Origin of the sequence: Streptomyces xylophagus, assembly GCF_000716435.1 — a bacterium.
Taxonomy (GTDB): domain Bacteria; phylum Actinomycetota; class Actinomycetes; order Streptomycetales; family Streptomycetaceae; genus Streptomyces; species Streptomyces xylophagus.
Genome location: NZ_JNWO01000002.1, coordinates 588,904 through 610,551, shown reverse-complemented (window position 1 = coordinate 610,551; position 21,648 = coordinate 588,904). Strand labels below are relative to the sequence as shown.

The window sequence follows — 21,648 nt, the reverse complement described above, 5'->3', positions numbered from 1 at the left end:
CTCATGAACACACGATGCCGCCCACCCGCTCCGGCCTGCCCGAACACGGCCTGGTGTAACGCCCTTCAGGATGCTCCTGGCATGCGCAGGTCGTTCCTACCTTGCGCAGCACCGCGGGCTGCCCCTTCCGGGTTCTGCCTGAGCGCGTGGAGTGCGATGCACAGTTCTGTGATCCCTTGCGGCTCCGAGGTCGAACGTCCGGTGTACTCGGTGATCCGACGAAAGCGCAGGCGCACGGTGTTGGGATGGCAGTACATGTGCTTTGCCGTTTCCTCGGTCGAGCCTCCGCAGGCCATCCAGGCCTCCAGAGTGTCGATCAACACGTTTCGTTCCGCCTCGGGGAGCGCGTCGAGCGGGTCGAAGATATTGCGGGCCAGACGCTGGGTGATCTCAGGAGCGGTCGCCACGGCGATCGCGACCAGGCAGTCGTCGAACACGGTGACAGCACAGCCACCCGCACGTCCGCTCTGTATGGCGATCTTTGCGTACCACAGGCTCCCACTCGTGTTGTACAGATCGTCATAGACGGGGCTGACGCCGGTCCTGCTGACCGACTCGCCCTCAAGTACCTCGACGAGTTCGTCGTACTGCCGCGCCGACGTGAGCTGGACGATGCCGACGTGGGTGTCCGGACGCATGTGCCACACGGAGTGGATATGGGACCGGCTGAGCGCCTGTTCCATCCTCGCCAGTGGCTGACGGCCCACCGACGGCACCTCCGCCGCGACGACCGCGAACGAGCCGTACCGCGGCATGTGCAGCACGTCGATCGCCGCCAGCAGCATCCCGGCGTCCAGGCTCCGATTGGTCAGCAGGGCTTCAAGCAGCGCGGAACGCTCCTGCTCCGCGCTGCGAAGGCGCTCGGTGGTCGCCTCCCGGTGACCCGCGACGGTCGTTTCGATCATCGTGTCCTGGACGGCCCAGATCGAGGACACAGCCTCGACGAGACCTTCGTGGTCGACGAGACCGGTGGCGGACGCTTCCGCGATGAGCAACTCCCATACGAACTTGATGCCCGCGCGGTAACTGGCGATCAGGGTGGCTTCCGGCACGTTCTGCTGGGCTCGTCTGCGCCCTTCCGTAGCACCCACCGAAGCATCGAGCGGGGCCCGCCCGGCAAGCACCAGCAACACGTTGCGCAGCTCCACACGACAGGACTCGCGCAAATCCTCCAGCGGGACACAGTTCCCACCATGGTCATTGGCCACGGACCGGATACGTTCGGCCATGGCATCGCCGAGCTCGTCAGCTCTCTCGAGCAGGCCCACAACGAGCTTGGCCAAACCGCTGTCGGATCCGTCTGACACCTTCACACCCTCGCCTTGCGATCCCGGTCGCCGCATTCAGAATGATCGATGCCGGGGCTCACTGTCGATGTGCCAAACCACTGACTTGCCCCGCACACACGGTGGTTCCTCACTCTGCCCCCGATTCAAAGGGTGCGGGCGCCGGGCGCCGCCGTAACGGTCATCGTGGACTCCGGGGTCACGGCGGCCCGCCTCTGCCGCTAACTGAGGGCCTTGGCAATGGCACGCATCGCTTCCGCAAGATCGGGCAGGGTGGAGCGCGGGACGTGATCGAGAACGCGCTCCCGCACGCTGCGCAGGTGCACAGGGTAGGCCCGCTGCAATCTCTCCAACCCCTTCGCCGTGAGGATGACCTCGACACCCCGCGCGTCATCTGCGGAACGTCGCTTGACCACCAGACCGTCAGCAGCGAGGGCGTCGACCAGACGCGTCGTCCTGCTGCCTGACAGGTAGACACGGTTGGCGAGTTCAGCGACCCGCAGTACCTGATCGGGCGCCTCGGACAGGTGCGTCAGCGCACTGTAGGTACTGAGTGAGATGTTCGCGCCGCGTTGCAGGTCGTCGTCGAGGTACCGCGGCGCCAGCACGAAGAAGCGGGCGAGATCTCGCCATGCCGGCTCCTCCAGAGCGTCCAGTGGTTGAAGGTTCGTGGGTGGGCCATCCGTCATGACCTCAGCATACTTGCAGTTGCAGGCAGCTATCGAGTTGCCGACACCTCCACGTGCCTCAGTCAGCCGCCATGCTGCGTCAGGTCACACCAGTCGCGAGCGCTGTCGACTGCCCCTCCAGACACCATCTGACCCTGCTGTCCAGCGGGTTCGCGGATGGGACCGATCGACCGGCACTCCCCCACTCGCCACCGTGCGCGACATCCCATCACACACTGTTAGTTGCCTGCGCAGGCAGCGATTGCTAGATTGGCCATTGTCGCGAACGGAACCGAGAACCGTCCCTTGTTCGCGGCAGTCCTTGCACGCCACTCGACGAAGGACCCCGATGCCATGTCCACTTCCGCAACCGCCCTCCCGGCGCCGCCGACAGGGCGTTACCTCATCGACGGCTCGACATCGACCGTCGCCTTCACCACCAAGCACATGTTCGGCCTGGGCAAGGTCCGTGGCAGTTTCGCCGTGACGCGCGGCGTGATCATCGTTTCCGACCAGGTCGACGACTCCACCGTGGACGCCGAGATCTCCGCTTCGAGCTTCTCGACCCGGAACTTCATCAGGGACCCCCAGGTGAGGTCGGCCCTGTTCCTCCATGCCCGCCGCCACCCCACCATCTCCTTCCGGACCAGCGGGATTCAGCGCCGGACGGACAGCTGCACGGTATCGGGGGTCCTTACGGTGAAGGGCAAGTCGGCACCCGTCGAGCTCACCGTGACGGACATCGACATCACAGGCGCATCGGCGGTCTTCACCGCCCACGGGACGATCGACCGCTACGCGCTCGGAATCACCAAGATGCGCGGTATGGCGGCCCGTCACCTGTCCGTCGACATCAGCGCCCGCGCCTTCAAGGCCTGACATACCCACCGGTTGCCCACTGGTTTGTCCAAGACCACGTTCCTGTCCATCCGGAAAAGAGATCATGGCAAAGATCATTGTCACAGCGGGCCCTGTACCGGGCCATGTCGTACCCCTCGCGGCGATAGCGGCCGACCTGACGAAGCGCGGACACGAGGTTCTCTTCTACACGGGCGCCCAGTTCGAAGCGCAGATAAGCGCGACCGGGGCGCGGTTCGTCCCGCACCCCGCGGAGGTCGACGTCACTGTCGGCGCCCTGGACGCCGCGCTCGCCGAGCGCGAGAAACTCGCGCCGCTCGAGCGGATCGTCTTCGATATCAAGCACCTTGCGGCCGACCAGGCGCCGATCCACGACAAGCGCCTCCAGGAGCTCCTCGCCGAGTTTCCCGCGACCGTGGTGATCAGCGAGCCGATGTCCTTCTGGGCGCTGCCGACGGCCCTGCGCGCTCCCCGTGGCCGGCGCCCGCTCCTGGTGAACATCGGCATCGCGCCGCCCGCCTTCAGCAGCGCGGACACCGCGCCCTTCGGGCCGGGGCTGCTCCCGCCCACCACCGACGAAGAACGTGCCAGCTACGACGACATGCGCGTCCAGATGGGCGCGTTCTTCGCGGATCCGCAGCAGTACGTGGAAGGCGTTTTCACCTCGATGGGTGTCACACTGCCCGCTCCCCTCTTCGATGCCATGGCCACGGTCCCCGACCATCTGCTGCAGCTGACCGTTCCCGCCTTCGAGTACCCGCGCGGCGACGCCCCGGAGGGCTTCCGCTTCATCGGCCCCCTTCCGGCCGCCACCGACAGCGAGTTCGAACTCCCCGACTGGTGGGCGGAGTTGTCCGACGACAGGCCGGTTGTCGTCGTCACGCAGGGCACCGTGGAGAACGGAGACTTCTCCCAGCTCCTCGTGCCCACGCTCCGGGCGCTGGCCGACGCGGACGTGACCGTCGTGGCCGCCACGGCACGCCCCGACGGTCCCGACATGGTCAGGGCGGCGCTGGACGACCAGGTTCCCGCCAACGTCCGCCTCGCCGGGTTCGTGCCCTTCGAGCAGTTGCTGCCGCTCGCCGACGTCCTGGTCACCAACGCCGGATACGGCGGTGTCCAGACCGCCCTGCGGCACGGGGTCCCGCTCGTCGTCGGCGGCGAGACCGAGGACAAGCCCGAGGTCGCCGCACGCGTCGAGTGGTCCGGCATCGGCGTCAATCTGCACACGGCCCGCCCCGGAACGGCCGCCGTCCGAGCCGCCGTAGACGATGTGCTGAACGACCCGCGATACCGCAAGCGCGCGAGCGAGATCCGGAGTCAGTGCGCCGAGTACCGGCCCTTCGACGCCATCGCCGACATCGTCGAGCAGGCCACGGCAGGGGGCGAGCATTCACGACTCGGCCTGCGACGGGAAGGGGACGAGCTGTGACGGTTGCACCCTTCGCTTTGATGCAGCTCAGTTCGGGGCTGTTCGCAAGCAAGACACTCGCCGTCGCCGTGCAGTTGGACGTGTTCAGCCTGGCGACGGGCGACGGGATCACCGTCGAAGAGTTCGCCGCCGCACGAGAGTTGCGGACACGTCCGGCGGGGATGCTGCTCACCGGATGCGCAGGTCTGGGGCTGCTGGAGAAGGACGGTGACCGGTTCCGGGCGTCGCCGCTGGCGCGCGAGTACCTGGTCCCCGGAACCCGTTACTACTTCGGCGATTTCGTCACCATGCTGGACGAACGGGTCTACGCGGGCTGGATGCGTCTCGCCGAGGCGGTGCACACCGACGCGCCAACCGTATGGGACGCGACGCAGCGGGATTCGCTGTTCGACGACGCCGATCCCGTGACGGTGCGGACGTTCTGGCGGGGCATGCACTCGCTGTCGACGTACACGGCCCGGGCTGTCGCCGAGGCGTACGACTTCGGGTCGGTGCGGCGGTTGCTGGATGTCGGTGGTGGCGGTGCCGCGTTCACGATCGAGCTGTGCCGGGCCTACCCGACCCTGGAAGCAACGGTCTACGACCTGCCGTTCGTGTGCGAGCAGACGGCGGAGCGGATCGCCGAGGCGGGCCTCAGCGACCGGATCACCTGCGTGGCCGGCGACTTCTTCGCCGAGGAGAAGCTGCCCGGCGGGCACGACGTGGCCCTCCTGTCGTCGGTGTTGCACGACTGGAGCGCCGCGGAGAACCAGGTCATCCTCGACAAGGTCGCGGCGGCACTCCCGGACGGGGGCCGGATCCTGGTCGCCGAACTGCTGATGGACGATGACGAGTCGGGACCCGCGCCCGCCGCGTTGTTCAACCTGCTGATGCTCGTAGAGACTCGGCGTGGCAGGAACTACACCGGCGCCGCGTACGAGCGGTGGCTGCGGCTGGCCGGGTGCGCAGCGGTGGAACGTGTTCCGGTCGCCGGGGTGAGCGCGAACGCCCTCGTCGTGGGGCGATTGCCCGGCGGTGACCGCCGGCCTCGAACCATTCAGCCGGCCGATGTGGGAATCCACCGCGCGAGCGGGTCAAGTCGGTGGCCTGGCACATCGACAGTCAGCCACGTCGGCGGCCATCCTGGACACCGCACCCCAGTGATCAATCCGTTTATGGGGTGCGGCAGTTGAACGGGCCCGGTCACCGCGTGAAAGCGCTACATGGAGCGAATGATGGCCAATCCGTTCGAGGATGAAAGTGCTGAATACGTCGTCATCAGGAATGCCGAGGATCAGTATTCGCTCTGGCCGGTGTTCCTCGATGTTCCTCATGGCTGGTACGTGGTCTTCAGGGAGGCGTCGCGCGCGGACTGCCTGGAGTACATCGGGATCCACTGGACCGACATGCGCCCGAAAAGCCTTGCCGACGCGTTCAAGTAGCAGCTTTCGGCAGGGATTTACTCGTTCCGTCTTGGATGGTGTGTTCTTTCGTGAGTGGCGTGCTGACGTCCGGTGTCGACCTTGTATCGGCTCTCAGGAAACGCGTGGAAACAGAATCGAGCACGACGAGCGCGGTCACGTTCGTGCCGGACCCGGGACGAGCACAGGACAGCGTCTCCCTGACTCACGCGGAGTTGGACACACGGGCTCGCAGGACCGCGGTGTGGCTCGCCGAGCGCACCGAGCCCGGCGACCGTGTTCTGCTGCTGTATCCGCCGGGCGTCGACTTCGCCGCCGCGTTCTTCGGATGCCTCTACGCCGGGCTCGTCGCCGTCCCCGGCCCCTTGCCCGGCCGCTACCGCCACGAGCGCCGACGCCTCGCGGGAATCGCCCTGGATGCCAGGGCCCGCGTCCTGCTGACCGACCGGCACGGCCTGAAGGAGGTGGAGAAGTGGGCCGCCGACGAGGGGCTGGCCGGACTGGTCTGCCACCCCACCGACACGGAGGACGCCGACCCCGACGCGTGGAGGCCCAGGGTGCGGCCCGGGCCTGACACCGTGGCCCTCCTGCAGTACACCTCCGGGTCCGTCGGCGCTCCCAAAGGCGTCATGGTCCGGCACGGCGATCTGCAGGCCAACCTAGACAGCGGGTGGCACAGCCTCGACGTACAGCCCTCGCACCGCTTCGGCGGCTGGATCCCGCTCTATCACGACATGGGCCTGATCGGTCTGATGCTGCCCGGCATCCTGATGGGCAACGGGTATGTGCAGATGGATCCGATGACCTTTCTGCGCCGCCCGCACCAGTGGTTGCAGCTATTGGACACTTTCGACGTCAACTTCACCGCCTCCCCCGACTTCGGCTACGAACTCTGCCTGCGTCGGGTCTCCGACGACCAGCTCGCGGACCTCGACCTCAGCCGGGTGCATGTCGCGGTCAACAGTTCCGAGCCGATCCGCTCCCGCACCGTCACCGGCTTCATCGAACGCTTCGGGACCGCCGGGTTTTCGTCCCATGCGCTCGCCGCCCTCTACGGGCTGGCCGAATCGACCCTGGTCGTCACCAGCAGCGGCGTCTCCCAACCGCCCTACGTGGTACCCGCGGACGTAGCCGCTCTGGAACGGTCCGTCCTGCGTCGCGCGGCTCCCGGTGTGCCGTCGCGGGACCTGGTGGGCTGTGGCTCCAGCACCGGTCTACGGGTACGCATCGTGGATCCGGACAGCAGCGAGGTACTGCCCGTCGGCCGGATCGGAGAAATCTGGGTCAGTGGGCCGAGTGTCACCGCGGGCTACTGGGAGCAGGCCGAGGCCACCAAGGCCACGTTCGAGGCCCATACCGCCGATGGGCAGGGCCCGTTCCTGCGCACAGGCGACCTAGGCGGGCTGCTGGACGGCCATCTCTTCGTCACCGGCCGCCGCAAGGACGTTCTCGTCCTGCACGGCCGCAACATTCACCCGCAGGACGTCGAGGACGAACTTCGCTCCCATCATGAGGAGTTGCGTGGCCTGCACGGTGCTGTCTTCACGGTCGGCGGGAACGGCGACCCGGGTTTTCCGGAGTCGGTTGTCGTCCTGCACGAGATCAGAGGCCACTGGGGGCCGAGCCGGATGGGCGACATCGCCTCCGCCATGAAACTCACGGTCGCCAGGGAAATCGGCGTGCCGGTCGGCGGGGTTCTGCTGCTCCGACCTGGTGCCGTCCACCGTACGACCAGCGGCAAGGTGAAGCGTTCGGCGATGCGTGCGCGCTATCTGAGCGGTGCGCTCGAACCCCTGCTGGCCAGTGAGGACCCGCATCTGACCGCCGCTCTGGGCCGCCCCGGGCCAGCGGAGGCGGTGTGATGAAGGCCGACGTACTGGAACGGATACTCACCGCGCACGAAGGGGGTGCCTGGGCCCCTGAGACGCTGCACGAACTCGACGCCCGGGAGGAGTTCCCCGCCGAGGCGGTCGCGGTCCTCGACGGTGCGGGGCTGGCCGCCTCGTACGTTCTCACCCCCGACTCCGACTTCCCCGCCATGGCCGAACTGATCCGTGCCGTCGCGCGGCGCGACCTGACCGTGGCCATCGCCCACGGCAAGACCTTCCTCGGGACCGTGCCCGTGTGGATCGACGGCACGCCCGCGCAGACCCGTCGGCTCGCCGGACGGGTGCGCGCCGGAGACGCCGTCTGCTGGGGACTGACCGAGCGCGCCCACGGAAGTGACCTTCTGGCGGGCGAGCTCACCGCCACCCGGGAGGACGGCGCCTGGCGGCTGGACGGAGAGAAGTACCTGATCAACAACGGGAGTCGGGCGCGGCTCGGCACCGTTCTCGCCCGCACCGATCCGGCCGGTGGCGGCCGCGGCTTCAGCCTCTTCCTCGTCGACCGCGATGACCTGCCGCCCACCGCCTGGCAGGCGCTTCCCAAGGTCCCCACGCACGGCATCCGGGGCGCCGACATCAGCGGCTTCGTACTGAACGGAGCACGGGTGCCCGCCGACGCCCTGATCGGGAATCCCGGTGACGGCCTCGGCCTCGTCCTGCGTTCCCTCCAGCTCACCCGCATCGCCTGCCTCGGCCTCTCGCTCGGCGCGGCCGACCACGCCCTGCGGCTGGCCCGGGACTTCGTCACGGGACGCGAACTGTACGGGCGCCGGCTGTCCGATCTGCCGCACGTGCGCCGCACCCTCGGCCGTGCTGCCGCGGCCGCGCTCGCCGCCGAGGCGGTGAGCATCCTCGCCGGCCGGTCCGTGCACGAACTTCCCGGTGAACTCTCCGTGACCTCCGCCGTCGCGAAGGCGTACGTGCCCACCCAGGTCCAGGAGTTGCTGGGCCGGCTCGGGGAACTCATCGGCCTCCGCGGTTTCGTGGTGTCGCCCCCCGGCAGCGGATTCGCCAAGCTGGACCGCGACCACCGCATCTGCGCCGTGTTCGACGGCAGCACCGTCGTCAACCGCACGGCTCTCCTCACCCAGGCACCCCGGCTGGGCCGGCTGTTGCGCCGCACCGCCGCAGACACCTCCGCCGTCCGTGCCGCGGCCGACCTCGGCACCCCGTCGACCCCGATCGACCCGGCCCTGCTCACCCTCACGTCGGCCACCGGCTGCAGCCTCGTACAGAGTCTTCCCGAAGCCGTCGAGCGCATCCGCGGGCAGGGCAACCCCGAACTGACCCTGCTCGCCGAGACGGTTGAGCGGCAGAGCCGCGAACTGGCCACCGAACTCGCGGACTTCGTGCCGGTCAGCGGCGGACTCCCCAGCGGCGCGTTCGCCCTCGCCGAGCGATACGAGCGGCTGTACGCCGCCGCGGCCTGCCTCCGGCTCTGGCTGCACAACCCCGCTCGCCCGGCCGGAGCCCTGACCCGGGACGCACTGTGGCCGCGTGCCTGTCTCACCCATCTTCTCGACCTGCCCGAGACCCAGGCCTACGACGATCTGGCCGCCGTCGTCATCGACTGGACCGCGCCTGCGTTCACCCTCCTGGACGGTGCCGTGTGACCACCTTCGTCCCCCGGCGCGTGGACGACCTCGAACGGCTGCTCGGCGACCCCGCCGACCCCACCAACCCGGTCGGAACCCGTGCGGTCCTCGAAGCGGACGAGCGCGCCGAGATGCTGGAGGCCGGTGAGAAGGCGCTGCATGTCTTCGGTCTCAACGCGGAGTTCGTGCCGCCCGAGTACGGCGGGCGGCTCACGCGGGTCGACCATCTCGTCGAGGTGATGCGCGCGGTCCACCGCCGTGACCCGGCGCTCGCCCTCGGCTACGGCGCCAGCTCCTTCATCGCCGGTGTGAACATCTGGACCGCGAGCCCCGGAGAACAGGCCGCCCGGGTGGCGCGGTCGCTGCTCTCCGGTGGTCGGGTGGCCGTGGCGTTCCACGAACTCGCGCACGGCAACGACATGGCGGGAACCGAGTTCACCGCGGCGGCCGACGGCGCGGATCTGTTGCTCAATGGGCGCAAGGAGGTCGTCACCAACATCCGCAGGGCGCAGGACCTGCTCGTCCTCGCGCGGACCGACCCACGGCCCGGTCCGCGCAGCCACTCCCTGGTGCTGGTCGACCGGGCCTCGACCCCCGGCGCCGGAATCCGTGATCTGCCGCGTTTCCTGAGCGTCGGCATGCGCGGTGTGCAGCTCGGCGGACTGGAGTTCACCGGGGTCCGGGTGCCGGCCACCGCGGTCCTCGGACCCACCGGCGCGGGGTTGGAGATCGCGCTGAAGGCACTCCAGATCACCCGTACCGCGCTGCCCGCCATGGCCACCGGCGGGCTGGACACCGCCCTGCGCACCGCCATCGCCCATCTGTCGTCCCGCACCCTGTACGGCGGCGCCGCCATCGACATTCCCCATGTCCGTTCCGTGCTGGTGGGCGTTTTCGCCGATCTGCTGCGGGCCGAGGCGATCAGCGCGGTCGGCATCCGCGCTCTGCACCTGGTGCCGGGGTCCGCGAGTGTCTACTCGGCGGCCGTCAAGTACGCCGTGTCCAAGGTGCTGTTGGACGCGATGGACCGGCTCGCCGAACTGCTCGGCGCGCATTTCTATCTGCGGGGCGGACCGACGGCGATATTCCAGAAGCTGCTCCGCGACCTCGCGCCGGTGGGCTTCGGGCACATCGCCCGGGCCGCCTGCCAGATGAGTGTGCTGCCCCAACTCCCCCTGTTGGCACGGCGTTCCTGGCTCACCGGCGATTCGGCTCCGGCCGACCTGTTCGCCCTGGACGCGGCCCTGCCCGCCCTGCGCTACGACCGGCTGGCCCTGCACGCCGCGGGCCGTGACCCCCTCGCCGCCTCCCTGGCCGCCGCACTGGACGAGCCCTGGGACAGCTCCGACCGGCAGCTGCGGGCCGTCGCCGAAACGGACCTGGCCGAGCTCACCTCCCTGGCCGGAGCCTGCGCCGCCCTGCCGATGACGGAACTCGGCGTCGACGCCCCGCCCGAGGCCTACGACCTGGCCGACCGGTACATCGCGCTGCTCGGCCGCATCAGCTGCCTCCAGGTCCGGCGGCACGCCACCGACCCCTTCCTGGCCGACTCTCCCTGGCTGTTGGCCGCCCTGCACCGCTCGCACCGAAACACCCCGCTCGCCGGTGCGGTCGAGGACGCGCTCCACCGTGAGCTCCTCGACCGCTTCCACAGCCACCGCTCCTTCGGCCTCGCCGCCCGCACGCTGACCCTCCGAGAAGAGAACGCACGATGACTCCAGGCACCACCGACGTCCGCACATGGCTTACCGAGCGGGTGGCGACCTACCTGCGCCGCACACCCGAGGAGATCGACACCAGTCTCCCCATGACCGACTACGGCCTGGATTCACTGACCGCGCTGGCCGTCTCCGCCGACATCGAGGACGAGTTCGGCCTGGTGCTGCCACCCGAGATCACGTGGGACAACCCCAGCGTCGACGGACTGAGCCGGATCATCGACGGCCTCCTGGCGGAGGCGAAGTGATGCCGGCGGGCGCGGGCCCGGAGATACCGCTGACGGCGGCTCAGCACGGTGTGTGGGTGGCACAGCGGCTGCATCCCGAGAGCCCCATGTTCGTCTGCGGCGTCTACATCGACACCGCCGCCGGTATCGATCCCGGGCTGCTCCAGCGGGCAGTGGGTCAGGCGGTCGCGGAGACCGATGCGTTGCGGGTCCGCTTCACCGACGACGGTCGCACCGTCAGCCAGCGAGTCGATCCCGCCACCGAAGCCAGGCTCGACGTGGTGGATCTGCGCGATGAGCGGGACCCGGAGGCAGCGGCGCGCACCCTCATCGAAGCCTGGCAGGCGCAACCGCCGCCCTCCCTCACCGACGGCCCGCTCTTCACCCACACGCTCCTGCGGCTCGGCGCGAACCGGGACCGACTGTACTTCCGCTACCACCACATCCTGCTCGACGCCCACGGCCAGACGCTGTACCTCGGACGGCTGCTGGACATCTACAACGCACTGGCCACAGGCGGGACTCCGAATGCCTCCCCCTTCGCACCGCTCACCGACGTACTCGCCGAAGAGCGCGCGTACACCGGCTCCCCACGGTACGAACGGGACCGCCGGCACTGGCTCACCCAGCTCGCCGACCTGCCTTCCTCCACCGAACTGGGCGACGGATCATCAGGTCTGGCCTGCGGCCTGCCGCAGGCAACTGGGCTGGTGCCGACCGACACCGTCGAGCGGCTGCGCACCGTCGCCGGCGCCCGCTGGTCCCTGCCGGTGATCGCCGCCGTGGCCGCGTACACCCACCGCATGACCGGCGCCGACGACATCGTGATCCGGGTCTTCCTGGCTGCGCGTACGAGCCCGCAGTCCCTTGCCACCCCGGCCATGCTGGTCAATGACCTGCCCCTGCGGCTGACCGTCCACCCCTGGACCACCTTCGTCGACCTGCTCGCCCAGACGCGGGTCCGGCTGGCCGAGGCGCTGCGCCACCAGCGCTTCCCCGACGAGCACCTGCGCCGCGAACTCGCCGCGCGGAGCGAGCGTGGTGCCCTGGCCGGCCCTACCGTCAACGTGCTCTCCTCCGTACCCGGCCGGATCGTCGTCGGGGGTGCCGAGGCCATCGTGCACCAAGTGTCCGCCGGCCCGGTCCGCGACCTTCTGGTCAACGCCTTCGCCGACGGCAGCGCCGACGACGGCATCCGGCTCACCTTCAGCGGCCATCCCGACCGGTTCACCCCGGCCGGGGTCGAAGCCCACCGGGACCGTTGTCTCCGGCTCCTGACAGCCGCCGCGACCACGCCCGGACGGCCCGTGGGCACCCTCGACCTGCTGGACTCCGACGAGCACCGCCGCTTCGCCGACTGGAACGACACCTCCGTGTCCGTCTCCACCCGCTCGCTGGTGGACATGGTGGAGGCCCAGGACCCGGCCGGCGAAGCCGTCGTGTTCGAGAACGACAGCGTCGACTACGGCGAACTCAACGCGAGGGCCAACCGCCTCGCCCGTGCCCTGCGCCGCCGGGGCGTCGGACCGGAGTCACGGATCGCCGTCATGCTGCCGCGTTCGGTCGATCTCGTCGTGGCACTGCTGGCCGTTCTCAAGGCCGGTGCCGCCTTCGTACCCGTCGAGACGGGCAACCCCGCCGCGCGGATCGCCTACGTCCTCGCCGACAGCGGGGCCTCCCTGGTGATCGCCGAACGGGAGGTACCCGGTTTCGCATGGCTTCCCGCCGATGCCGGCGCGGACGAGTCACCGGAGAACCTGGGGATCGAGGTCGACGTCCGCGACGCCGCGTACGTCATCTACACCTCGGGCTCCACCGGCCGCCCCAAGGGAGTCGTCGTACCGCACGAGGGTCTGCTGAACCGTCTGTGGCAGCTCCAGCACGACCACCGGATGACCCACGACGACCGGATCGTGCAGAAGACTCCGATCAGTTTCGACATCTCGGTGTGGGAGTTCTTCTGGCCCCTCGTCCAGGGAGCCACGCTGATCGTGGCGCGCCCCGAGGGCCACCGGGACCCGGGTTACCTCGCCGAGCTGATCCGCGAGCAGCGTGTCACGATCGTCCACTTCGTGCCGTCGATGCTCGCCGTCTTCCTCGCCGAGGCCCAACTCGGCCCCTCCGTACGGCTGGTGGCCTGCACCGGAGAGGCACTGCCACCGGAAGTCGTCCGCCGCTTCCACGCTTCCGCCGACGCCGAACTCTGGAACTTCTACGGCCCGACCGAGGCGGCGATAGAGGTGACTTCCTACCGCACCGGCCCGGAAGACGACGAGGTGCCGCTCGGACTGCCGTTCGCCAACACCCGCGCCTACGTTCTGGACTCCGGGCTCAACCCGGTGCCGCTTGGCACGACCGGTGAGCTCTATCTCGCCGGCATCCAGCTCGCCCGCGGCTATCTCGGCCGTCCCGCCCTGACCGCGGAGCGCTTCACGGCCGATCCCCACGGCCCCGCGGGCTCCCGTATGTACCGCACCGGCGATCTCGCCCGCCGTCGCGCGGACGGCAGCCTGGAATACCTCGGCCGCAGCGACGACCAGGTGAAGATCCGCGGGGTCCGGATCGAGCTCGGCGAGGTCGAGACGGCGCTGCTGGCCCAGCCGACCGTCGCCCAGGCGGCCGTGGTCGTACGGGAAGACCGGCCCGGAGACAAACGCCTGGTCGGCTACGTGATCGGGCACAGAGCCGACATCGACACCCATGCCCTGCAACGGCAGCTGGCGGAGTTCCTGCCGCAGCACCTGGTGCCGACGGCGATCGTCCGGCTGGACGCGTTGCCGCTGACGCCGAACGGCAAGCTGGACCGCAAGGCGTTGCCCGCACCTCGGTACGCGCCGACTACGACGGGCCGGGCAGCGGCCACAGCGCGGCAGAAGGTGCTGAGTTCGGTGTTCGCCGAGGTCCTCGGGCTCCCGGACGTAGGAGTGGACGACAACTTCTTCGAGCTCGGGGGCGACTCGCTGCTGGCGGTGACCCTGGCGGGACGGGCACGCGAGCGGGGCGTCCGGGTGGACCTCCCGGCGTTGTTCGCCACGCCGACGGTGGCCGGTCTGGCGGCGGCAGGTCAGACGACCGATCAGGTTCCCGCCCCGCCCCACGGCATTCCCGCCGACACCATGGTGATCACACCGGAGATGGTGGCGCCGACCGAGCTCACGGCGGAGGACATCGACCGGATCACGGCGGCGGTTCCCGGTGGTGCGGCCAACATCGCGGACATCTATCCACTGGCTCCCCTGCAGGGACCGCTCGTTTCCCACCGTGCCGCAGCGGGCGCGGACAGCGCCGATCCCTACATCCTCCAGGTGGTGCTGGGCTTCCAGGCCCCGGCGCGGCTGGACGCATTCCTCGACGCCCTCCAGCACGTGATCGACCGGCACGACGTGCTCCGTACGGCCTTCCTGTGGGAAGGACTCCGCGAACCGGTCCAGGTCGTACTGCGGAAGGCACCGCTGCCCGTCCAGCAGATGGCCTTCGACGAGGGTCCCGGCGCGGACGTGCTCGATCCGGCGGACCGGCTGGTGGCAGCAGCCCCGGTGACCATGGATCTCACCCGCGCCCCCTCGCTCCGGGCCCTGGTGGCTCGCGATCCCGGTGGAGACCGGTGTGCGTTGATGCTGCACATCCACCACGTGATCGTGGACTACACGAGCCTGAACCTCCTCATGGGCGAGGTGACCGCGATTCTGGAAGGACGCCGGGACGCCCTGCCGGAACCGCTGCCGTTCCGGAACTTCGTCGCCCGGGCGCGCCAGGATGCTCCGCAGCGCGGGCACGCCCAGTTCTTCGCCGACCTGCTCGGGGACGTGAGCGAACCCACGGCGCCGTACGGGCTGCTGAACGTGTGTGGCGACGGCCGTGACGTGTCCGAGGCCGTGATGCGGCTGGACGCCGAAGTGTCGACCCGGTTGCGGGAACAGGCACGGCAGTCGGCTGTCAGCGCGGCAACTCTGTTCCATGTCGCCTGGGCACGGGTCGTGGCGGCAACCTCTGGTCGTGACGACGTGGTGTTCGGCACGGTGCTGCTCGGCCGGATGAACGCCGGCGACGGGGCGGACCGTGTCCCCGGGCTGTACGTCAATGTGTTGCCCGTACGCGTGAACCTCGCCTCAGTCACTGTTGCGGTGGCGATACGCGAACTCCGAGCCCACTTGGCCGAGTTGCTCGTCCACGAGCACGCCCCGATGCCATTGGCGCATCGGATGAGCGGCGTGGCACCGACGGCACCGCTGTACACCTCGCTGCTCAACTTCCGGCACGGCGCTGTTCCCATGGAGCAGCAACTGGCGGCGCACGGCGCCGAACTACTGGGAGCCGTCGAGCGGACCAGCTTCCCGATCACGGTGCATGTCGACGACACCGGCGACGGTTTCGGCTTGAAGGTCCAGACGGTGGCGCCGGTCGATCCACACGAGGTGGTCCGTTCGCTGGTCGCGGTGATCGACGCTGTGGTGTCGGTGCTGGAGGAGGGATCGCCGACACTCCTGGCCCGGATCGAGGTGCCCGTGCGGTCCGTGCGGAAGATGGGTCCGATGGAAGCCAGGGACGGGTCCCGACCTGAGTGAGCGGGGCTGGCCGCGCAAGCCGGCCGACCGGCGGGAAGTTCGCCACCACGCCGAGGCCGCGCCCACGGCGTGTGGCATGAGCCGTAACGTCCCTGCCGCTCCTCGGGAACCTGTAGCCAGGTCGTCCGAAGAAGACCCGCTCCAGGTGGCGCACGCTGTCGCCCGGGCGGATCGCCGCGACCGTTGTCTCTGTCCCACGGCATACCAGTGGCTCGTCAACATGACGCGTGCCCGCGTCGTGCTGACCGGCAGCTACACGAGGCGCCAACCGCCCTGCCCGGCTGCCCCGTTCCAGGAAGGATTGACAGGGCGTGCCGCAGCGCGCTGCAGCCTTCGTGCGGTGCCCGGGGCCGTGAAACTGGTGGTGCGCAGAACGTTGCGTATCGCGATGGCGAACTGGGCGGCGACGGTGAGACCGGCTCACGGCTCACGAGTCGAACCAACGCAGCCAGATGGGCACGTCCGTCCCGGCATGCCAGCGGTCGTTTACCGCACGACGCAGCTCCGGAGTCGTCAGCTGCTCCTCGCGGGTGAGCCAGTCCAGGTACCACTCGGCGAAGGTGGCGGGGTGTCCGTCGTCGTTCAAGAGCGGGTTGAGGCGATCGCAGGTCGCGCGTCCGTCGAACCACATGGCGCCACGCATGGGTCCGCTGACGACAAGGACGGTGTAGAAGCCGCAGCCGTGATCGTGGAGAGGGATGGCCCCGGAAGTCCGCGCGTCCTCGGCGACATCGGCCGTCTCCCGCCACGTGTCGTGATCGGCTTGGTAGGCCGCAGCAGAAGCGTAATCCCCCTCCTGGGGTTCGTTCAGCCAGAGATCTTCGCTCGCTGCGAGAGCGGTGTCGTGGTCCGGGAAAGCAACATGCAGGTTCGCACGATCTGAAGGCTGGTCGCCTTCCCAGTGCCAGCCACTCTGATCGACCCGAAGTGTGCGAACCCGCCCGCCAGCACTGACGCGCAGCAGGTACTGGCGGTACTCGTCGGGGAACACCACCCCGAACTGTTCCTCGGCCTGACGCACCTGAGCCTCACTGAGGACCGGCGGGAGAACGGCACCGACACCGGCCCTGGATCCCCGCCGTGCATAAAGAGCGACGGTCCGCTCCCGGACACCGCTCCAGTTCACCGTCTGCATGCCCCGCAAGATAGCCGCCGGTCTCACTCAACTGCTGGTCGAACACGACAACTTGACCCACTCCGCCCAGCGGTCAGAGGCCGGCGAGCAGGTCGTCGAGCGGTGCCGGCACACGCTCGGGGTCAAGGGCCTCGGTGAGGACGCGGCCGTAGTGGATCTTGCGTCCCTTCTTCGTGCCGAGGAAGCGCCGGAACTGCTGCTGCGGGGCGCGGCCACGCTGAGCCGGCTGGCGCAGGAAGGTCTTCAGGGCACGCAAGTCGCCCTCGGCCTGGACGAGTTCCTCCACCCGTGTCACGCCCAGCACGCGGATGAGTTCGTCCTCCAGGTCCGCCGCGCAGACGTAGATGCTCTGCTGCGACGCACCGGCCCGTTCGAAGCCGCGGGCGTAGTAGGGGCGTTCCGCCTCGTCGCACAGTCCGGTGAGGCGGAGACCCAAGCCGGGTGAGCCGAGGAGACGGGCGTAGTGGCCGACGCTCATCGCGCCGCCGATCGACAGGACGCAGGCCCCCTCGGCCGCCAGGTTCCGACCGCGGCTCTCCGCCAGCGCGTTGACCGCCGCGACGTCGCTCGGGCCTTCCACCAGGACTGCCGTCCGGACGGAGAGTCGCGCGGCCAGCTCGTGCGCGGAGTCGCCGGGGCCACCCGTCGCCCACGCAGTGACCGCGTTCCGGAACGCCTCCATGTCAGTCATGACACGAGTCTCAGCTGCTTCCGGCCGCGCCGCGAGGGAATTTCCGCAGCCACGGCGGGCAGCCAGCGAGCAGCAAGGCCCCCTCAGACCTCCCCGGCCCCCAGCACGTACAGCCCCGGAAGGTTCACCACGATCGCCTCCTGCGTGCTGCGTGCGATCACCACCACGGCCTCGTCGGCGGGGTCCGGGTTCTCCTCGCGGTGCGGTACGAACGGCGGGACGAAGATGTAGTCCCCGGGCGAGGTGCGCAGGCGTACTTCCTGCGGCGCCGGGCCCGTGTCGTCGAGGAAGACGAACTCGGGGTGTCCGCTCACCACATAGATCGCGGTCTCGGATTCGCCGTGGTGGTGGTCGGAGGAGGACGTGGAGGGGGCGACGTGGGTCTGGCCCATCCACAGTTTTTCGGAGCCGACGGTCTTGCCGCTCACCGCGGCGAATCTGCGCATGCCGCCGCTCTGTGCCGTGTCGCCGTCGAGGGCGTCGGCGCGGATGTGGTGCAGGCGGGTGCGCAGGGGGGCTGTCGAGTGCCCTGCGGCGTCGTGGAGATGGGGGTGGAAACCTTCGCCGGGGGTTGTCAACGGCTCGCTCATGGTTCGGGACGCTAGAGCCGCCCCGAAAAGGATGTCAAGAGGTGTCCATTGTGCTTCACCTGCGGCAATGTTCCCGCAATGTATGAGGGACGGGTACGAGGGGATCGGATGAGGGAACCACTGGAAGTCCTCGTGCCGGGGCGCGCGTCGGGCATTATGTGCGCATGCATATCTCCGCGAAGGCGGACTACGCCACGCGGGCCCTGTTGGAGCTCGCCTGCGAACCTGCCCGTCCGCTCACGTGCGAGGCGATCGCCTCCTCGCAGCAGATCCCGTTCCGGTTCCTGAAGTCCGTGGTGGGCGAGTTGCGCAGAGCCGGTCTGGTGCGCAGCCAACGCGGCTGCGAGGGCGGCTACTGGCTCGGCCGGCCCGCCGACGAGATCACGCTCCTGGACGTCGCCCGCGCCGTGGACGGCGAGTTGATCACCCTACGCAGCGAACCGCTGGCCGGACTCGACTACCCCGGTCCTGCCTCGGGTCTGCCCGGGGTGTGGCGGCAGATCGAGGCGCAGGCCGCCGCCGTACTGGGTGGGACCACCCTCGCCACGCTGCTGCCCGCCACGACCGACGAGCACGCGGCGGGCGAGCAGTTGAGCCGCCAGGGAGCCGCATGACGGCCCATACGACTCCTGCGGCCCAACTCGCCGTCGAAGTCGTCGAGTTCACCGACCCCCTGTGTCCCTGGGCCTGGGGATCCGAGCCTGTGTTCCGCCGTCTTCGCGCGGCGCTCGCGGGCCGCGTCCGCTGGCGTCGCGCGTACTGCATCCTCTTCGACCACGACGACGACCCCGCGCCCGACCCCGCCGCCGAAACGGCCTGGTATGCGCGCTACGTCGAGGACATCAGCGTCCACACCCACGCACCGCGAGCACGTCGCCTGAGCCGTGTCGCCGCGAGTTCCTGGCCGGCCTCGCTGGTCGCCAAGGCGGCCGAAGCACAGGGTGCGGAGGTGGCCGATCGGGTGCTACGGCGGCTGCGAGAGAGCGTGTTCGTGCTCGGGGAGCCCGCGGACACCCCCGAGTCGGCACTGTCCGTGGTGTCGGGCGTACCCGGCCTCGATCTCGGCCGGCTCGCGACCGACGCGGCGTCGGCGGAAGTGCTGGAGAGGGTGCGCGCCGACCGTGCCGAGGCGCGTAGACCGGTCGATGAAGTGCTGTCGGTGCACGGCTGCGAATCACCCCATCCCGGCGCCGCCAAGGAGACCCCGGACGGCCAACACCGGTACGCGCTACCGACGTTGCTCGTGCGCACCGCAGCCGAATACCGCGTCGTACCCGGCTGGCGACCGTACGAGGAGTACGTCTCGGCCGTCACCGAACTCAGCCCCGGGCCGCTGCCCGCGCCCACCACGCTGGACTCGGCGGCGGCGCTCGCCCGGTACCGGACCCTCACCGAGCCGGAGCGTGTACTGCTGACCGACGGCGGCCCGTGGCCTCCGCCCGGCGCCGTCCGTGTCGACACGGGCAACGGGCCGCTGTGGCTGCACCCGGAGGAGGCCGCGGTGCACCCCGCCGTCGCGCCGGCCCCTCCCGCCGCGCCCTGACAGGCCTCTGATCAGCGGTCAGAGGCCGTCCCGCCCAATGAGACACCAATTGGTGTCCATTGACAGCCTCCAGCGGCTGGCCCCAGGATGTGCAGCATGCTCACGACGCACCCCGGTGTGGTGTGCCGCTACGTGGACCTGCGGCGCACCTGTAGCGCTCTCTGTCGCTGACCCGCCGCCCCCGGCCCACAGGCGCCTGACCCCGCCCCCGTAGGCATCGGCGCCCCACCGCCTCGCCGACCGGCGCCCGTCTTCCCGCGCCGCTCCCTTCGCGCTTCGTCGCCGTCTCTCCGCCTCCGTATCCCGGTTCTCTCCCGCGATCCGCCGACGCCTCATGTCCTGGGCGCGGCATGCCCCCGTGCGCCTCGAAGCCGCATCGGCATGTCCGTCGTCCCGGTCTGCGCGGTGTCCGGCCCTCGGGTCAGCCGCCCCCGCTCCCCTTCCGCTGCCCCGGCGCGGCCGGGAGCCCTCGAAGAAAGAAATCACGATGTCCGGACGACTCACGTCTCGCAGCCCTCGGGCGTCCCTCCGCCCCGGCAGACTCCGCGCCGCCGCCCTGGGGACCGCCCTCGCCACCGTGCTCGTCCCCGCGCTCAGCGCCTGCGGCGGCGACGCCTCCACGGCCGGCGGCAGCGCCACGCTGAAGTGGGCCTCCTCCTACTTCCCCACCCACTGGGACCCGGTCGTCAGCGGCAGTGGCGCCCAGTTCCGCGAACTCGCTCTGGTCTACGCCTCGTTGACCCGCACGGACGCGACCGGCAAGGCCGTGCCCGACCTGGCCAAGAGCTGGGAGTACAACGCCAAGGGCGACCAGATCACCTTCCATCTGCGCCCGAACCTGAAGTTCAGCGACGGCGAGCCGGTCGACGGCGCCGCCGTGAAGGCCGCCATCGAACGCGCCCAGAGGCAGAAGAACTCCGCGCTCTTCGGCGACCTCACCTCCATCAAGTCGGTGGACGCCAATGGACTGGACGCGGTGCTCCACCTCAGCCAGGTCGACTACCAGATCCCCCAACTCCTCGGCGAGCGCGTCCTGCAGATCGCCAGCCCCAAGGCAGCCAAGTCGCCCACCAAGCTGGACCAGAGCCCGGTCGGCGCGGGCCCGTTCACCGTCACGCAGCTCGTCCCGGGCACCAAGGTCCTCCTGAAGAAGAACCCGGACTACTGGGACGCCAAGGACATCCACATCGACAACGTCGAGCTGACCTCGGCCCCCGACGCGGCGACGGTCGTCTCCGGACTCCAGACCGGCGTCTACAACTTCGCCGACATCACGCCCAGTCAGGCCGAGGCCGCAAAGAAGGCCGGACTCGACGTCTTCGTCCAGCCCGGCTTCAACGCCAACAACCTCAGCCTCAACGTCAACAAGGCGCCGTTCAACAACGACAAGGTCGTCGACGCGGTCCGCTACGCGATCAACCGCCAGGAGTTCGTCGACAAACTGAGCTTCGGCTACGGCTCGACCACCAACCAGCCCTTCCCCAAGGGCTATGTGGCCTACGACCCGCAGTCCGCGAACGACTACGCCTACGACCCGGCGAAGTCGAAGCAGCTGCTCTCGGAGGCCGGTTACAAGGCGGGGCAGATCAAACTCAACCTCGTCATCCCGGCCGAGGATCCCCAAGCGGAGATCGTCCAGGCGCAGTTGGCGAAGGTCGGCATCACGGTCAGCATCAAGGTCGACAAGAACTGGGCCACCCCGTTCTTCGCCAAGGACCTGACGTTCTCGCTGTACGGGACGACGGGGCGTGACTCCGCCGCACAGACCCTCACCGCGCACTTCGGTCCGAACGGGCCGCTCAACCTCAGCTCGCCGTACGAGCCTTCGGGCTTCGAGGCGGCCATCGCCAAGGTCCGCCAGACTCCGCTGGACTCCCCCGACTACGCGAAGGTCCTCCAGGCGGCGACCCGGGCCGGCCTGCAGAGCAAGGCGCTGGTCTTCACGTACTCCTCGCCCAACCTCGTCGCGAAGAGCAAGTCCATCTCCGCCCTGCCCAAGAACCCGGCCCACATCGACTGGACCGGCGTGACCATCGGCTCGAACTGACACTCCG

Annotated in this window: 17 protein-coding genes; 12 read left to right on the top strand and 5 right to left on the bottom strand. The window is 69.3% G+C overall.

All coding sequences use genetic code 11. The features are described from left to right. Positions 1-65: 65 nt before the first annotated feature. Together OO70_RS06195 and OO70_RS06190 are read right to left on the bottom strand one after the other, a co-directional pair. Positions 66-1,307 carry a PucR family transcriptional regulator gene (locus tag OO70_RS06195; RefSeq protein WP_234336750.1) on the bottom strand — a complete coding sequence of 414 codons (1,242 nt, stop codon included), beginning with the start codon at positions 1,305-1,307 and terminating at the stop codon, positions 66-68. 200 nt (positions 1,308-1,507) lie between these two features. Further along, positions 1,508-1,975, bottom strand: a complete 468-nt coding sequence (locus OO70_RS06190; protein ID WP_043664992.1) for a MarR family winged helix-turn-helix transcriptional regulator — start codon at positions 1,973-1,975, stop codon at positions 1,508-1,510. A gap of 333 nt (positions 1,976-2,308) precedes the next feature. Between OO70_RS06190 and OO70_RS06185 the strand changes: the two genes are divergently transcribed. From OO70_RS06185 to OO70_RS06145, 9 genes are all read left to right on the top strand, one after another. After that, positions 2,309-2,833, top strand: coding sequence for a YceI family protein (locus OO70_RS06185; RefSeq protein WP_043664989.1), 525 nt, complete (start codon positions 2,309-2,311; stop codon positions 2,831-2,833). A 64-nt stretch (positions 2,834-2,897) separates the two neighbouring features. Continuing rightward, positions 2,898-4,244: a glycosyltransferase gene (locus OO70_RS06180; protein ID WP_051740733.1), complete on the top strand. Its 1,347-nt coding sequence runs from the start codon at positions 2,898-2,900 to the stop codon at positions 4,242-4,244. Beyond that, positions 4,241-5,416, top strand: a complete 1,176-nt coding sequence (locus OO70_RS06175) for a methyltransferase (protein ID WP_456113473.1) — start codon at positions 4,241-4,243, stop codon at positions 5,414-5,416. Before OO70_RS06180 ends, OO70_RS06175 begins: the two co-directional genes overlap by 4 nt. A 42-nt stretch (positions 5,417-5,458) precedes the next feature. Further along, complete coding sequence (locus OO70_RS06170) at positions 5,459-5,665, top strand: MbtH family protein (protein WP_324604836.1); 207 nt, start codon at positions 5,459-5,461, stop codon at positions 5,663-5,665. A 104-nt stretch (positions 5,666-5,769) separates the two neighbouring features. Beyond that, on the top strand, positions 5,770-7,506 hold the full coding sequence (locus OO70_RS06165) for a fatty acyl-AMP ligase (RefSeq protein WP_234336748.1): 1,737 nt from the start codon (positions 5,770-5,772) through the stop codon (positions 7,504-7,506). Further along, entirely contained in the window at positions 7,506-9,143 is a 1,638-nt protein-coding gene (locus tag OO70_RS06160; RefSeq protein ID WP_043664985.1) for an acyl-CoA dehydrogenase family protein, read from the top strand. The genes OO70_RS06165 and OO70_RS06160 overlap by 1 nt, the downstream gene beginning before the upstream one ends. Further along, positions 9,140-10,840: an acyl-CoA dehydrogenase family protein gene (locus OO70_RS06155; RefSeq protein ID WP_043664981.1), complete on the top strand. Its 1,701-nt coding sequence runs from the start codon at positions 9,140-9,142 to the stop codon at positions 10,838-10,840. The genes OO70_RS06160 and OO70_RS06155 overlap by 4 nt, the downstream gene beginning before the upstream one ends. Further along, positions 10,837-11,091 (top strand): acyl carrier protein, encoded by a 255-nt coding sequence (locus OO70_RS06150; protein ID WP_043664979.1) that lies wholly within the window; start codon positions 10,837-10,839, stop codon positions 11,089-11,091. Before OO70_RS06155 ends, OO70_RS06150 begins: the two co-directional genes overlap by 4 nt. Next, the gene (locus OO70_RS06145; RefSeq protein ID WP_051740731.1) at positions 11,091-15,635 is read left to right on the top strand and encodes a non-ribosomal peptide synthetase; all 4,545 of its coding nucleotides are present in this window, start codon (positions 11,091-11,093) and stop codon (positions 15,633-15,635) included. The genes OO70_RS06150 and OO70_RS06145 overlap by 1 nt, the downstream gene beginning before the upstream one ends. A 427-nt stretch (positions 15,636-16,062) precedes the next feature. On the opposite strand, the gene OO70_RS51115 is transcribed toward OO70_RS06145, so the two are convergent. The 3 genes from OO70_RS51115 to OO70_RS06130 all read right to left on the bottom strand — a co-directional run bounded on the left by OO70_RS51115 (position 16,063) and on the right by OO70_RS06130 (position 18,051). Then, positions 16,063-16,770, bottom strand: coding sequence for an SMI1/KNR4 family protein (locus OO70_RS51115; RefSeq protein WP_158711412.1), 708 nt, complete (start codon positions 16,768-16,770; stop codon positions 16,063-16,065). A 73-nt stretch (positions 16,771-16,843) separates the two neighbouring features. Beyond that, positions 16,844-17,461: a TOPRIM nucleotidyl transferase/hydrolase domain-containing protein gene (locus OO70_RS06135; RefSeq protein WP_043664976.1), complete on the bottom strand. Its 618-nt coding sequence runs from the start codon at positions 17,459-17,461 to the stop codon at positions 16,844-16,846. A gap of 83 nt (positions 17,462-17,544) precedes the next feature. Continuing rightward, positions 17,545-18,051: a cupin domain-containing protein gene (locus OO70_RS06130; RefSeq protein ID WP_043664974.1), complete on the bottom strand. Its 507-nt coding sequence runs from the start codon at positions 18,049-18,051 to the stop codon at positions 17,545-17,547. Positions 18,052-18,215: 164 nt separating this feature from the next. On the opposite strand from OO70_RS06130, the gene OO70_RS06125 reads away from it, so the two are divergent. From OO70_RS06125 to OO70_RS06115, 3 genes are all read left to right on the top strand, one after another. Beyond that, positions 18,216-18,665: an RrF2 family transcriptional regulator gene (locus tag OO70_RS06125; protein ID WP_043665523.1), complete on the top strand. Its 450-nt coding sequence runs from the start codon at positions 18,216-18,218 to the stop codon at positions 18,663-18,665. Then, the gene (locus OO70_RS06120; protein WP_043664970.1) at positions 18,662-19,594 is read left to right on the top strand and encodes a DsbA family oxidoreductase; all 933 of its coding nucleotides are present in this window, start codon (positions 18,662-18,664) and stop codon (positions 19,592-19,594) included. Before OO70_RS06125 ends, OO70_RS06120 begins: the two co-directional genes overlap by 4 nt. A gap of 487 nt (positions 19,595-20,081) precedes the next feature. After that, complete coding sequence (locus OO70_RS06115; RefSeq protein ID WP_043664967.1) at positions 20,082-21,641, top strand: ABC transporter substrate-binding protein; 1,560 nt, start codon at positions 20,082-20,084, stop codon at positions 21,639-21,641. Positions 21,642-21,648 lie beyond the last annotated feature (7 nt).

Bases quoted from the DNA above. Each gene is read 5' to 3' on its own strand.
- OO70_RS06190 (WP_043664992.1), bottom strand. From the start codon at position 1,975: ATGACGGATGGCCCACCCACGAACCTTCAACCACTGGACGCTCTGGAG.
- OO70_RS06150 (WP_043664979.1), top strand. From the start codon at position 10,837: ATGACTCCAGGCACCACCGACGTCCGCACATGGCTTACCGAGCGGGTG.
- OO70_RS51115 (WP_158711412.1), bottom strand. From the start codon at position 16,770: ATGCAGACGGTGAACTGGAGCGGTGTCCGGGAGCGGACCGTCGCTCTT.
- OO70_RS06170 (WP_324604836.1), top strand. From the start codon at position 5,459: ATGGCCAATCCGTTCGAGGATGAAAGTGCTGAATACGTCGTCATCAGG.
- OO70_RS06115 (WP_043664967.1), top strand. From the start codon at position 20,082: ATGTCCGGACGACTCACGTCTCGCAGCCCTCGGGCGTCCCTCCGCCCC.
- OO70_RS06120 (WP_043664970.1), top strand. From the start codon at position 18,662: ATGACGGCCCATACGACTCCTGCGGCCCAACTCGCCGTCGAAGTCGTC.
- OO70_RS06185 (WP_043664989.1), top strand. From the start codon at position 2,309: ATGTCCACTTCCGCAACCGCCCTCCCGGCGCCGCCGACAGGGCGTTAC.
- OO70_RS06135 (WP_043664976.1), bottom strand. From the start codon at position 17,461: ATGACTGACATGGAGGCGTTCCGGAACGCGGTCACTGCGTGGGCGACG.
- OO70_RS06160 (WP_043664985.1), top strand. From the start codon at position 7,506: ATGAAGGCCGACGTACTGGAACGGATACTCACCGCGCACGAAGGGGGT.
- OO70_RS06180 (WP_051740733.1), top strand. From the start codon at position 2,898: ATGGCAAAGATCATTGTCACAGCGGGCCCTGTACCGGGCCATGTCGTA.
- OO70_RS06125 (WP_043665523.1), top strand. From the start codon at position 18,216: ATGCATATCTCCGCGAAGGCGGACTACGCCACGCGGGCCCTGTTGGAG.
- OO70_RS06130 (WP_043664974.1), bottom strand. From the start codon at position 18,051: ATGAGCGAGCCGTTGACAACCCCCGGCGAAGGTTTCCACCCCCATCTC.
- OO70_RS06145 (WP_051740731.1), top strand. From the start codon at position 11,091: ATGCCGGCGGGCGCGGGCCCGGAGATACCGCTGACGGCGGCTCAGCAC.